This window comes from Janthinobacterium sp. GW821-FHT03C08, from assembly GCF_059420905.1.
The window spans coordinates 411,091-423,846 of sequence record NZ_JBWKUP010000002.1 but is presented as its reverse complement, the minus strand read 5'-3'; the positions used below and the strand labels follow the sequence as shown (position 1 = coordinate 423,846).

14 protein-coding genes and 1 tRNA gene are annotated in these 12,756 nt (G+C 68.2%); 11 read left to right on the top strand and 4 right to left on the bottom strand.

Translation table 11 applies throughout. The annotated features are described in order from the left end of the window. The first annotated feature begins 8 nt into the window (after positions 1-8). From AC07VL_RS04345 to AC07VL_RS04300, 10 genes are all read left to right on the top strand, one after another. A complete protein-coding gene (locus tag AC07VL_RS04345) occupies positions 9-1,454 on the top strand; it encodes a type II and III secretion system protein family protein (RefSeq protein WP_494804737.1) in 1,446 nt (481 codons plus the stop codon). A 30-nt stretch (positions 1,455-1,484) separates the two neighbouring features. Continuing rightward, positions 1,485-1,787: a hypothetical protein gene (locus AC07VL_RS04340; protein ID WP_494804736.1), complete on the top strand. Its 303-nt coding sequence runs from the start codon at positions 1,485-1,487 to the stop codon at positions 1,785-1,787. Beyond that, entirely contained in the window at positions 1,777-3,204 is a 1,428-nt protein-coding gene (locus tag AC07VL_RS04335; RefSeq protein WP_494804735.1) for a pilus assembly protein TadG-related protein, read from the top strand. The genes AC07VL_RS04340 and AC07VL_RS04335 overlap by 11 nt, the downstream gene beginning before the upstream one ends. Next, the gene (locus tag AC07VL_RS04330; RefSeq protein ID WP_494804734.1) at positions 3,201-3,683 is read left to right on the top strand and encodes a TadE/TadG family type IV pilus assembly protein; all 483 of its coding nucleotides are present in this window, start codon (positions 3,201-3,203) and stop codon (positions 3,681-3,683) included. The genes AC07VL_RS04335 and AC07VL_RS04330 overlap by 4 nt, the downstream gene beginning before the upstream one ends. Then, positions 3,673-4,281 carry a TadE/TadG family type IV pilus assembly protein gene (locus AC07VL_RS04325; protein ID WP_494804733.1) on the top strand — a complete coding sequence of 203 codons (609 nt, stop codon included), beginning with the start codon at positions 3,673-3,675 and terminating at the stop codon, positions 4,279-4,281. Before AC07VL_RS04330 ends, AC07VL_RS04325 begins: the two co-directional genes overlap by 11 nt. A gap of 60 nt (positions 4,282-4,341) precedes the next feature. After that, a complete protein-coding gene (locus AC07VL_RS04320) occupies positions 4,342-5,511 on the top strand; it encodes a CpaE/TadZ family protein (RefSeq protein ID WP_494804732.1) in 1,170 nt (389 codons plus the stop codon). Positions 5,512-5,569: 58 nt separating this feature from the next. Continuing rightward, positions 5,570-6,916: a TadA family conjugal transfer-associated ATPase gene (locus AC07VL_RS04315; RefSeq protein WP_290603231.1), complete on the top strand. Its 1,347-nt coding sequence runs from the start codon at positions 5,570-5,572 to the stop codon at positions 6,914-6,916. Between the two features lie 123 nt (positions 6,917-7,039). Next, positions 7,040-8,017, top strand: a complete 978-nt coding sequence (locus tag AC07VL_RS04310; protein ID WP_494804731.1) for a type II secretion system F family protein — start codon at positions 7,040-7,042, stop codon at positions 8,015-8,017. Positions 8,018-8,047: 30 nt separating this feature from the next. Further along, positions 8,048-8,986 (top strand): type II secretion system F family protein, encoded by a 939-nt coding sequence (locus AC07VL_RS04305; RefSeq protein ID WP_494804730.1) that lies wholly within the window; start codon positions 8,048-8,050, stop codon positions 8,984-8,986. Positions 8,987-8,997: 11 nt separating this feature from the next. Continuing rightward, positions 8,998-10,083, top strand: a complete 1,086-nt coding sequence (locus AC07VL_RS04300) for a LytR C-terminal domain-containing protein (RefSeq protein ID WP_494804729.1) — start codon at positions 8,998-9,000, stop codon at positions 10,081-10,083. Between the two features lie 68 nt (positions 10,084-10,151). Here the strand turns inward: AC07VL_RS04300 and AC07VL_RS04295 are convergent, their stop codons facing one another. Next, complete coding sequence (locus AC07VL_RS04295; RefSeq protein ID WP_494804728.1) at positions 10,152-11,144, bottom strand: EDSAP-1 family PEP-CTERM protein; 993 nt, start codon at positions 11,142-11,144, stop codon at positions 10,152-10,154. A gap of 204 nt (positions 11,145-11,348) precedes the next feature. Further along, on the bottom strand, positions 11,349-11,723 hold the full coding sequence (locus AC07VL_RS04290; RefSeq protein WP_290603226.1) for a hypothetical protein: 375 nt from the start codon (positions 11,721-11,723) through the stop codon (positions 11,349-11,351). A 160-nt stretch (positions 11,724-11,883) separates the two neighbouring features. Between AC07VL_RS04290 and AC07VL_RS04285 the strand changes: the two genes are divergently transcribed. Then, positions 11,884-12,195, top strand: a complete 312-nt coding sequence (locus AC07VL_RS04285) for a hypothetical protein (RefSeq protein WP_494804727.1) — start codon at positions 11,884-11,886, stop codon at positions 12,193-12,195. Between the two features lie 36 nt (positions 12,196-12,231). On the opposite strand, the gene AC07VL_RS04280 is transcribed toward AC07VL_RS04285, so the two are convergent. Next, the gene (locus AC07VL_RS04280) at positions 12,232-12,438 is read right to left on the bottom strand and encodes a dodecin (RefSeq protein ID WP_494804726.1); all 207 of its coding nucleotides are present in this window, start codon (positions 12,436-12,438) and stop codon (positions 12,232-12,234) included. Positions 12,439-12,670: 232 nt separating this feature from the next. Further along, positions 12,671-12,746 (bottom strand) — tRNA-Thr (locus tag AC07VL_RS04275). Positions 12,747-12,756 lie beyond the last annotated feature (10 nt).

Here is a 12,756-nt window from a genome sequence, read left to right as displayed (position 1 = left end):
GATCAACCATGGACACGCTCATGAACCGCGCCCTGCTGACTTTATGCTGCCTGCTGCCGCTCGCCGGCGCCGCGGCCGAACCCGGCCCCCGTTGCGGCGGCGAAGCGGCCACGCCCGGCAACTTGCAGCTGCACGTGGGCAAGTCGAGCATGCTGCGCCTGCCCGAGGCCGTGCTGGCCCGCAGCGTCGGCAATCCGGCCGTGCTGCAAGCCATGCTGGTGGCGCCCGACACCTTGTACGTGGTGGGCGTCGACGTGGGTAGCACGAACATGATTATCCAGGGCAAGAGTGGCGCCTGCAGCGTCGTCAACGTCAGCGTCAGCATGGACCCGGCCGGCCTGCAAATGACCCTGGCGGCCCTGATGCCGGAAGAAAAAGCCATCCGCGTCACGGCCGTGGCCGATACCCTGGTGCTGTCGGGCACGGTGCAGGATGCGGGCGCGGTGCTGCGCGCCACCGAACTGGCGCACGCCTACGTGCGCCGCGCCACGGTGCCGCTGGCGCTGCCCAAGCCCGCCGACGGCGCCGCCTTGCCGGTCGCGGCCGCTGCCCCCGGCGGCGCGGGCGGCGCGGGCAGCCGCATCATCAATATGCTCGACGTCAGCGCGCCGCAGCAGGTGATGCTGGCCGTGCAGATCGCCGAAGTGTCGAAGTCCCTGCTGGAGCGGCTGGAAGTGGGCGCCACCTTGCGCTTCGCCTCGGGCAGCTGGGCCACCACCCTGCTGTCGAATTTCTTGAGCGGCACGGCCAACGGCTTGCTCGACGTGCGCAAGTCGAATGGCCAGCAGCTGACCATCGAGGCGCAGAAGCAGGATGGTCTGGTGCGCATCTTGGCCGAGCCGACGGTGATGGCGATCAGCGGGCAGGAAGGCAGCTTTTTGGCCGGCGGCAAGATCTTCATTCCCGTCGGCCAGGACAACAACAAGATCACGCTGGAAGAGCGCGAATATGGCGTCGGCCTGCGCTTCACGCCCACCGTGCTGTCGGGCGGGCGCATCAATCTGAAGGTGGCGCCGGAAGTGTCGGAACTGTCGCGCGAAGGCGTGGGCATTTCCGCCGCCGGCGTCAGCGGCCGCTCGATCCTGCCCGTGATTACCACGCGGCGCGCCTCGACCACGGTACAGCTGTATGACGGCCAGAGCTACGCCATCGGCGGCTTGATCAAGAACAACCAGGTGAGCAACATCACGGGCGTGCCGTGGCTCAGCGAAGTGCCCATCCTCGGCGCCTTGTTTCGCAGCACGGATTTCCAGCACGACCGCACGGAGCTGCTGTTCGTCATCACCGCCCACCTGGTGAAACCCTTGCCCGCCGAGGCCGTGCTGCCGACGGCGCAGCTGGCGCCGCCGTCGCGCACGCAGCTGCTGTTGGGCGGCAAGATGGAAGGGACGCTGCCGCTGGCCGCGCCCGCCGTGCCCGCGCCGCGCGTGGACGGCGGCTTCGAGTTGAAATGATCGCCTTGCCATGAGACCGGGAGACACGCCATGCCGACATCGCTTGTGACCTCGCTGCGGCGCCTGGCCGCGCTGCTGGCCGCGCTGCAGCTGGCCGCCTGCGCGCACAGCAGCACGCCCCAGCTGGACCAGCGTTTTGGCGACGCCGTGCGTCTGGCCATGGCGCAGCAGGTGCGCTATCCGGCCAGCGCCGCGCGCCGCGCGCCGGCAGACGGCCTCGACGGCCCCAGCGCGCAGGCCGTCATGCAGCGCTACCGCGCCTCGTTTGCCGAGCCGAACGGGCAAGCCCTGCCGCCGGTGCAGTTCATGCTGGGGAGCGGCAATGGAAAATAGACGCCGCCAGCGCGGGGCGATGCTGATCGCCTTTTCCATCCTGCTCATCCTGGTGCTGGGCTTTATCGGCCTGGCGCTCGACGTGGGGCAAGTCATCGGCCGCAAGACGGAATTGCAGAACCTGGCCGACAACGCGGCGCTGGCGGCAGCCGCCGAACTGGTGGGCACGCCCGAAGGCTTGCTCGCTGCCGTGGACAAGGCCAAGCACAGTGCGGCCGACAAGAGCGCGTGGCGCCGCCGCATGGAGGGCGCCACCCTGTCGGACGCCAGTATCCGTTTCGCCAGCGCACCGGACGCGCCCGCCAGCGCGTGGCATGCGGCGGGCAGCGTGCCCGATGCCGCCACGGCGCTGTTCGTGCGCATCGATACGCAGGCCAATGCACCGTCGCTGGGGCGGGTGGCGACGGCGTTCCTGGGCGCCTGGTCGCCGGCCCTGCGCACGCTCGACACGGGCGCGCGCGCCGTGGCGGGCCGTACCAGCCTGCACCTGACGCCGCTGGCCATCTGCGCCTTGTCGGCCAGCCCGGCCAGCCCGCGCACGAATGCGGCGCTGCTGCCGGCCGTCGAGCTGCTGGAGTACGGCTTTCGCCGCGGCGTGGCGTATAACTTGTTGAAGCTCAATCCGCACGGCCCGGCGCCCGAACATTTCATCCTCAATCCGCTGGGCCAGCCGGGCGTGCTGGGCCCCGCGATGGAGGTGGGCGATGCCAGCGTGCTGCCGTTTGTCTGCAGCGGCACGGTGCTGTACCCGCGCATCGGCAGCGCCGCCGTGCACGTGCACCGGCCCTTTCCCGCCGCGCTGTGGCCAGCTTTCAATGCGCGTTTCAACCAGCATGCGGGCAGCGGCTGCCATCCCGTCACGGCGCCGCCCGACACGAATATCCGCGCCTACCCGAATACGGCCAGCAACTGGTGGATGACGAATGCGCCCGACGCGCCCAGCGCCCTGAGCACGGGCAATCCGCTGCTGTCCGTGGCCGATCCGGAATCGAACGCGACCCCGCCCGGCGTCGGCAGCTATGGACCGCTGTGGTCGTTCGCCAGGGCGGCCAAGTACAGCAGCGTCAAGCCCGCCGGCGGCTACCTGCCGTTTGCCACCAGCGACTGGGCCAAGCTGTATCCGGCCCTGCCTGCCGCGCCGGCCGCCAAGTCCAGCTATCCCACCGATAAGTCGCCCTACCTGACGCTGGCCTACCAGACGGCGCCGACGGGCAACACGGGCATGGCGCAGCGGCGCCTGCTGCACATCGCGCTGCTGGCCTGTCCCGTGCCGGCCGGCAGCGACGTGCTGGCGCAGGTGCGCGGCATCGGCCGCTTCTTCATGACGGCGCCGGCCACGAATGGCGTGCTGAGCGCCGAATTTGCGGGCCTGGTGGCCGAGGGCGCGCTGCTCGGTCCCGCGGAGCTGCTGCCATGATGCCCCGCAGCCGCGCGCCATGCCGCCAGGGCGGTGTCGCCGCCATCGAGCTGGCCCTGATCCTGCTGTTTTTCATGGGGCTGCTGCCCTTCGTGCTGCTGTTCGGCCGCGCGCTGCTGGTGTACACGGCCCTGCAGAAAAGTACCCACGATGCGGCGCGCTACCTGGCCACCATGCCGCTGCCGCAGATGGCCAGCATCGGCACGGCCAGCCAGGGTGTCGCGTTTGCCCGGCAGATGGTGGCCGATGCCATGGCGGAAAGCTGGCCGCAAATGGAGGCTGCCAGGGTCGTCGTGGAATGCGTGTATGCCGATGATTCCTACGGTTGCGGGACCTATGCAACGCCGCCGCTGCAGGTGCGCATCAAGGTGGCCGTGGACATGCCCGTTGATTTCCTGCCCGAGCTGACGCGCAAGTGGCTGCCGCAGCTGGCGCCCATCCCCGTGCGTGCCAACGCGACCTTGCGCTATGTTAATTAACCTGCTCCCGCGCCGGCAGCGCCAGGGCGGCGTCTTCGCCGTCGAGTTCGCCATGCTGGCGCTGCTGTTCTTTTTCTTCGTATTCGCCATGCTGGAACTGGCGCGCGCCGTGTACGTGTGGCACATGGTGCACGAGATCACCCGGCGCGCGGCGCACGATGCCGCCGTCACCGACTTCAGCAACGTCGCCGCCCTGCAAGCCGTGCGCACGCGCGCCGTGCTGCGCGCCACGCCCGGCACCTTGCCGCTGGGCGGCGGCATCAGCGACGCCCACGTGCGCATCGACTACCTGTCGCAGGGCGCCAGCGGCGCCGCCCTGGCCGCGCTGCCGGTGACGGTGATGCCGGGCTGCCCGCAGCGCAACCGCATCAATTGCCTGAACGATCCGCATGGCGCCAGCTGCATCCGCTTCGTGCGCGCGCGCCTGTGCCTGCCCGGCGACGGCGGGCGCTGCGACAGCGTGCCGTACCGGCCCATGCTGCCCTTGCTGGGGGTGATGTTTCCCTCCGGCGCGGGCGCCGTGCGCTTGCCCAGCGGCGCCACCATGGCGGTGGCCGAGTCGCTGGGCTATCCGGACAATCCGGATTTCTGTCCCTGAATGGGCGCCGCTGGCCGGGCGCAGCCGAACGTGTTGACCTGAAGGAAGCGAGGAAGTGCGATGAAAGCCTTGATGATTAGCCGCGACGCCAGCCTGCACGATGAAATCGCCGCGCAGGGCGCGGCGCGCATGCCCGTGCTGCGCCTGCTGGAGCGGCGCGGCGGCCTGCGCGACGCCGTCGAGCGCATGCTGCCCGAGGCGCCGGAGCTGGTGATCGTCGACGCCAGCGGCATCGAAGCCGACGAGGCCGACCTGCTGGAACGGCTGGCGCGCCAGTATCCGCTGGCCGTGCTGATGCTGCTCACGCGCGGCCAGCAGCAGGATGTGCTGATCCGCGCCATGCGCGCCGGCATGCGCGAAGTGCTGCAGCTGCCGCTGGTGCACAAGGCCTTCCACGAGGCGATGGACCGGGTCGATATCCAGGCCGGCGTGACGCAGATGCGCGACGGTAAAGTCCTCGCCTTCATCTCGTGCAAGGGCGGCAGCGGCGCCACGTTTTTGTCGACGAATTTTTCCTACGCGCTGGCCAGCCTGGCCGGCTGCAAGGTGCTGCTGATCGACCTGCACGGCCAGTTCGGCGACGCCACCTTGTACGTCTCGGACCAGAAGCCGGCCATGACCCTGTCCGACATCTGCGCGCAGATCGCGCGCATGGACGGCGCCTTCCTCGCCTCGTGCCTGGTGCACGTGACGCCCAATTTCGGCGTGCTGGCGGCGGCCGACGATCCGGCGCACAAGGTCGACATGCAGCCCGAGCACATGGACCGCATCCTCGCCGTGGCGCGCCAGCACTACGATTACATCGTGCTCGACGTGGGGCGCCAGATCGATGCCCTGTCGCTGCGCGCGCTCGACAACGCCGACGCCATCTATCCGGTGCTGCAGCTGGCCCTGCCCGACATCCGCGACGGGCGCCGCCTGCTCGACATCTTCCGTTCGCTCGGCTATCCGGGCGAGCGCCTGCGCCTGATCGTCAACCGCTATGAAAAGGGCGGGCGCCTGCGCCTGGCCGACCTGGAACAGGCGCTGGGCGCGGAAGTGGTGCACACGGTGCCCAACGATTACCTGGCCGCCACCGATTCCGTCAACCAGGGCATTCCGCTGCTGCAGCTGTCGCGCACCAGCGCCGTGGCGCGCAGCCTGGCCGAGCTGGTGGAACTGGTGACGGCGCGCCGCGTGACGGAAAGCCGCGGCCTGTTCGACCGCCTGTTCAGCCGTAGCGAAGCCTAGGCACGGCAGGCGCAGGTACTGCACAAGGCTCCCGCCGGGAGCCATCATGGGAGCCGAGATGACTTTACGCGAACGCCTGGCGGCAAATGAAACGGCACGCCCCGCCAGCAACGGGCAGGGGGCGCTGGCGCTGCACGCCTACCAGGAACTGAAAAAGACCATGCACCAGACGATACTCGACCGTATCGACCTGGAACGGCTGAAGCGCCTGACGGCGGAACAGTTCAAGCACGAGCTGGCGCTGCTGGTGCAGCGCGTGATCGAGGAAGAGCGCATCGTGCTGAACCAGCACGAGCGGCATAGCCTGGTGCTCGACATCCAGCACGAGATGCTGGGCTTCGGCCCGCTGGAACCCCTGCTGGCCGACGCCAGCGTGTCCGATATCCTCGTCAATACCTGCGACAAGGTGTATGTGGAGCGGGGCGGGCGGCTGCAGCTGACGGACGTGACCTTTCACGACAATGCGCACCTGATGAAGATCATCGAAAAGATCGTCTCGCGCGTGGGCAGGCGCGTCGATGAATCGAGTCCGATGGTCGACGCGCGCCTGCCGGACGGCTCGCGCGTGAATGCCATCATCCCGCCGCTGGCCGTCGATGGACCGATTTTGTCCATCCGCCGCTTCGCCGTGCAGCCTTTGAGCATCGCCAACCTGCTTGACTACAAGAGCCTGACGCCGCCCATGGTGCAGGTGCTGCAGGCGCTGGGGCAAGCCAAGGTCAACATCCTGATCTCGGGCGGCACGGGCAGCGGCAAGACGACCTTGCTCAACGTGCTGTCGGCCTTCATCCCCGGCAGCGAGCGCATCGTCACCATCGAGGATGCGGCCGAACTGGCGCTGCGCCAGCCGCACGTGGTGCGCCTGGAAACGCGCCCGCCCAACATCGAGGGCAAGGGCGAGGTGAGCCAGCGCGCGCTGGTGCGCAACGCCCTGCGCATGCGCCCCGACCGCATCATCCTGGGCGAGGTGCGCGGCGCCGAGGCGCTCGACATGCTGCAGGCGATGAACACGGGCCACGAGGGATCGCTGGCGACGATCCACTCGAACACGGCGCGCGACGCACTGGCGCGGCTGGAAAACATGGTCGGCATGGCCAATGTGAACCTGACGCCGCGCGCCACGCGCCAGCAGATCTGTTCCGCCGTGACGGTGGTGATGCAGGTGTCGCGCTTGACGGATGGCGCGCGCAAGCTGGTCAGCCTGCAGGAAGTGACGGGCATGGAAGGCGACATCATCGCCATGCATGAAATCTTCCGCTTCGAGCAGACGGGCGTCGATGCCGCGGGCAAGGTGCTGGGCCACTTCTGCGCCACCGGCGTGCGGCCCCGCTTTACGGAACGCCTGCGCATGTTCGGCGCGCCCGTGCCGGACACGGTGTTCGACCCGGACCGCATCTACGAATGAAACACCGGCTGCGCGGCGCGCCTTGCGGCCTTGGATGCCCGCTGTGGCAAAGCACCGCTGCGCTTCCCGGCCGCACATCACGTCCGCCCGCGGCAGTTTGACTATGTGTTTGATGGAGGTGTCATGGACCTCGTGTTCTACGGTTTTGCCGTGCTGCTGTTTGCCGCCTGCATCCTGCTGGTGGAAGGGGCGTGGCTGTGGTGGTCGGGCACGCATGGCAGCGCGGCGCGGCGCATCAACCGGCGCTTGCGCCTGATGGCGGCGCGCGGCGAGGCGGGCGGCGAGCGCGTCTCCATCCTCAAGCAGCGCCGCTATGCGCAGGCGCCTGGCCTGGAGCGGCTGCTGCGGCGCGTGCCGCAGGCGGCGCAGCTGGACCGCCTGCTGCTGCAATCGGGCCTGTCCTGGTCGGTGGCGCAGTTCCTCTGCGGCGCCGGCGGCCTGCTGCTGGCGGCCCTGCTGCTGCTGGCCGCCTGGCCCATGCCGGTGCCGGGCGCCTTGCTGCTGCTGGGCGTGGCGGGCGGCGGGCCGCTCCTGCTCGTGCTGCGGGCGCGCGCGGCGCGGCTGCAGAAGATCGAGGCGCAGCTGCCGGAGGCGGCCGATTTCCTCGCCCGCGCGCTGCGGGCCGGGCACTCGTTTTCCAACGTGCTGCAGATGGTGGGGGATGAACTCAACGAACCGATCAGCGGCGAATTCAAGATGGCGCACGAAGAGATCAATTACGGCGTGCCGATGAACGAGGCGCTGCAGAACCTGGCCGCGCGCATTCCGCTGACGGACTTGCGCTACCTCGTCATCGCCGTGCTGGTGCAGCGCGAATCGGGGGGCAACCTGGCCGAGGTGCTGGTCAGCATCGCCCGCATCATCCGCGCCCGCCTGAAACTGCTGGGACAGGTGCGCGTGCTGTCGGCCGAGGGGCGCATGTCGGCCTGGGTGCTGGGCCTGATGCCGGTGGTGATGATCGGCGTCATGACGGTCGTCAATCCGCAATACATCCGCCTGCTGTGGACGGACCCCAGCGGCATCAAATTGCTGTGGTACGCGGCCGGCATGGTGGCGCTGGGCGTCGTCTGGATGCGCAAGGTGATCCGCATCCGCATCTGAGGGCGCCCCCGATGAGAGAGGAAACACATCATGACCGGTTCGCAACTGCTGTTCCTGCTGATCGTCTTCGCCGTGGTGGTGGCGCTGGCCCTGCTGGCGTGGCTGATCTTCTTCCCCAGTGCCCTGCGCCAGCGCCTGTTCGGCGCCACGGCGCCTGCCGCCAGCGACGTGGTGGTGGAAAATGGCTGGGTCGAGCGCGTGGCCCGCGTGGCGCAGCCGTTCAGCAAATTGTCGCTGCCGGAAGAGGGCTGGGAGCGCTCGCCGCTGCGCACGCGCTTCATGAACGCCGGCTGGCGCCAGGCCAGCGCGCCGGCCCTGTACTTCGCGGCGAAAACCGTGCTGGCCCTGCTGTTTCCCACCGCGCTGGGGCTGTACGCGGCCAGCGCCATGGCGGCGCAGCTGCGCAGCGTGCTGCTGTTGCTGCTGTGCGTCAGCGCCACCGTCGGCTATTACCTGCCGAACCTGGTCCTGGCCAGCACGGCCAGGCGGCGCCAGCGCGACATCTTTGAAAACATCCCCGACGCGCTGGACCTGCTGACGGTGTGCGTGGAGGCGGGCCTGAGCCTGGAGCGCGCGCTGGTGAAGGTGTCGGGCGAGATCCACATCAAGAGCATGGTGCTGGCGCAGGAATTGCAGCTGGTGCTGATGGAAATGCGCGCCGGCTTTTCCAAGGAAAAGGCGCTGCGCAACCTGGCCCTGCGCAGCGGCGTGGAAGACGTCGACACCCTCGTCGCCATGCTGATCCAGTCGGAGCGCTTCGGCACCAGCATGGGCGACTCGCTGCGCGTGCATTCGGAAAACCTGCGCGGCAAGCGCAGCCTGCTGGCCGAGGAAGCGGCGGCGAAGATCGCCCTGAAACTGCTGTTCCCCCTGATTTTTTGCGTCTTTCCCACCCTCATGCTGGTGCTCATGGGACCGGCCGTGATCGAAGTCTATCGCGTGCTCGTGCCGGCCATGGCCAACCGCTGAAAGGAGCCACCATGCGCTTGACGATTTCCCGCCTGGCCGCCGCCAGTGCCTGCCTGGCGCTGGGCGCCTGTGCCAGCCACGTGGCGCACGCGCCGCTGCTGGCGCCGCCGTCCGACGCCGATGCCGCCTACGTGGCGGGGCGCCGGCATTTCGACGCGGGCGATCTGCCCGCCGCGCAAGCGGCCTATGAACTGGCCTTGCGCAGTGCGCCGCGCCACGTGCATGCGCGCAACGGCCTGGCCGTGCTGCACGCGCAGCGGGGCGAGCATGCGGCGGCGATCGCCCACTGGCTGGCCCTGACGCAGGAGGCGGGCACGCCGCGCCCGCAGCAGGCTTATTTGTTCAGCAACCTGGGTCATGCGTATGCCCTGAGCGGCCGCGACGCGCTGGCCCTGCCGGCGCTGGAACAGGCCTGCCTGCTCGATCCCTTGAATGCACTGGCCTGGCAGCACCTGGCGCAGGTGCTCGAGCGCCTGGGGCAGCACGAGCGCGCCGCCGTCATGCGGCGCCAGGCGCAGAGTCTGCAGGAGCACGACTTGCGGCGCGATGCGGCCCTGTTGCGCGGCGAGGAGCTGGCGCCCGCGTCCGCGTCGGTGCAAGCGCTGGCGCCGGTGCAGGAAGCCCCGGCCATGGCGCGCATCGACATCATCCAGAGCGACGGCATGGCTCGCCTGCGGCGCGTGCCGGCGGCGGCGCCCGGCGCGCCCGTTGCCGCGCTGGCGCCCGGGGTAGCCGCGACGCCTGCGGCCGGCGTGGCGCGTCCGCGCCTGGAAATCCTGAACGGCAACGGCGTGCCCGGCATGGCCGCCGCGCTGGCGCGCAGTCTGTCCGGCGCTGCCGTGCAGGTGGTGCGCTTGGGCAATGACGCATCGTTCCAGGTGGCGCGCACGCGCGTCGAATACCGGCCCGCGCAGGAACAGGCGGCGCGCCAGCTGGCACGCCGGCTGGGCAGCCAGGTGCAGGTGCTGGCCGCCGATTGTCCGGGCAGCGAGCTGCGCTTGATACTCGGGCGCGACCTGGGCGATCCGGCCGTGCTGCACCGTTATTATCTGCAGCAGCTGCACCTGGCGCGCCAGGCGCTGGCGCGGCTCGGTTAAACGCCGCAGCTGGCACGACGACACGCGACGCCTGAGGAGGCGCCGCGTGTCGTTTGCCGTGCCGCAGCTTATTGCGGCAGGCGGCGGCGCGTGAAGGCCAGGGCCGCCAGGCCCGTGCCCAGCAGCAGCAGGGTGGCCGGCACGGGCACCGCAGGAGGGTCCAGGACGACGATGTCGGTGCGCGTGGACTTGGAAAAATTCAGGGTATAGCTGCCGGCGGGCAGGGCGAAATTCGACGTCAGTGAAAACATCGCAAAGCCGTTCGTGAAGGCGCGCGAGGTGGCGGGATCGTTGGTGCCGGCCGTCATGTTGAGGCTGAACGGGTCCAGGCTGCCGACCGCATGGTTGCCATTGATGTCGCTGCCGTTATTCGGGTCGCCATCGGGGGCGAACTGGAAGATCACGCCATCGGCATTCGCATGCGACAGGCAGCCGGCGGGGCTGGCGGCATTGCAGGAAATATTGAAGATATCCATGATCGACACGTTCGACTTGTCGCCCATCGTTGTCACGCTGGTGCGCAGGTCACGCCGTCCCATGAAGCTGAAAGTGATGAAGCCGGCGCTCGACAGGGTCAGGTTGATCGAGCCGGTGAGCGTGTCGCCGGCCGTGGCGGTGGCGGCGCCCACCGTGTCGCGCCGGGCTTCCGATACGGATTGCACGGTGGCACCCGTGCTAGTGAGCAAGTTGCCGAAGGAATGCGCATCGCCGCGGGCAAATTCCAGCACGGAGCTGGGCGTGGGCGCGTAGCGGTTTTGCGGCAAGCCTGCGCAGCCGCTGCCGGAGCACACTTGCGGCACGTCGGCATCGGCTGCCGGGCCCGTATTGACGGCGCGCGGATTGACGGCCACGCCTCCCTCGAAGAAGGCGCTGTCGCTGGCATTGCGGTTGGCGCCCGTCAGCGACAGGGAGCCGGCACTGGTGGTGATGCGGAAATTGTTCAGTTCATTGACCGCCAGGCCGTACGCGCCCGCCTGCGCCTGGCCGCTGGCCAGCCAGCCGGCGGCGGCCAGGATGCCCAGCCAGCCCAGGGCCTTGCTTCGTGTGTGATCGACGTTCATCGCAGCCTCATTATCGTAGTCATAGTCGGAGGGGAAATCCGGGGGAGCGATCCAGGACTGCTTGCCTGAATTCATCTCGTAGACCGTGATAAGCAGCTTGCGTGCCACACGAAAAAAACATGGCGAATCAACCACTTGCGCAAAGCGGGCTGGACTGGAAGGGGCCAAGTGTAAGAAAGGCCGACGCCGCGGCAGCGGCCGGCCTCAGGTGCCCCGGTGATAGCCCAGGTGGCCGCCCGAATTGCGCGCACAGCCGCAGCCGATGCGCGCCACCTCGTCGCCTTCCGTCAGTTTCCAGTTGGTAATCGTCGTATTCTCCCAGTCGATGTCGCTTTTCTTGACAGGTTTTATCGTCAGGATGCGCTGCTGCGCATCCGTGTATTCCATCATTTCCTCATCGTCGGCGATGTCGAAATGGCGGTGGATCAGCGAGATGCCGAAGCGCTCGAGCGCGCCGTAGCGCTGCAGCACGTCGCGCAGCTCGCGAAAGCAGGCCAGGTCATCGGTTTGCAGGGATTGGACGGCGGAAATGTCGGCGACGGGCTGCCATTGCATGGCTTGGATGTTCAGGCTGTGCATGATGTTCTCCTGTGCCCCTGGTAGCGAGCCCAGGCTGCCGGAGGGGCGCCGGCACGCCTGGCGAAACCCCTATCCTGGCCGCCATGCCTGAGCGACGCTTGCGCTGCCTCAAAGGTGCGCCAGGTGGCGGCATCGGCGCGCAAGCCCGTTAGAATAGGCGATGGCAAACAAAACCCCCACTTTCCCCGGCGCCCGCACGGGCCGCGGCCAGGTCCTGGCCGTGCTGCTGTCAAACCACGACCAGTCCGGCGCGGAACCCCTGCAAGGCCGCGTCTCGCTGGCCGCCATCGTCAAGGCGCTGAAGCGCAAATACCACTGGCCCATCGAGACGCACAGCTTCCCCGCCAACATGCAGGACGGTCGCGCCAGCTGGGCGACCGTCTACAGCCTGCCGGACCAGGTCATTCAGGCCGCGCTGGAGGCCGGCGGGCGGGAGTGGCTGGAGAGCCGGGGAGCGGCCGGGCGGCGGTGAGAGGGCGCACGCCGGTGCCGCCCATGCCGCCTGGCCCTATTCGAGCCGGAAGCCGACCTTCAGCGTGACCTGGAAGTGGGCCACCTTGCCGTCGACGATATGCCCGCGCGAATCGGTCACTTCATACCAGTCCATGTGCTTGACCGTGAGCGCCGCCTTGGCAATGGCATCGCATATCGCCTGATCGCTGCTCTCGGTCGACGTGCCGACCAGTTCGATGAGCTTGTAAGTATGTGCGGACATGATGTTTCCCCAGGTAGGAACGCCAGACATCGAAAGCTTGTTCTTCGCAAGCAAGTCCATACTGCGCCTAAACGCGCTGGCCGTCATGGCGCGGTGCAGCAATGGGCCATCATGCGGCGGTTTGTCCCGATGGCGATGCGCTTCAGCATTGAAGGGAGCGTCCTGCCGGCAGGGGAAAACAAAAAAGGGCTACCAGCCGAAGCGGGTAACCCTTTGATTTACTGCTGAATTCTGGTGCCGACTGCCGGTTTCGAACTGGCCACCTGATGATTACAAATCAACTGCTCTACCAAATGAGCTAAGTCGGCAAAAACTGCG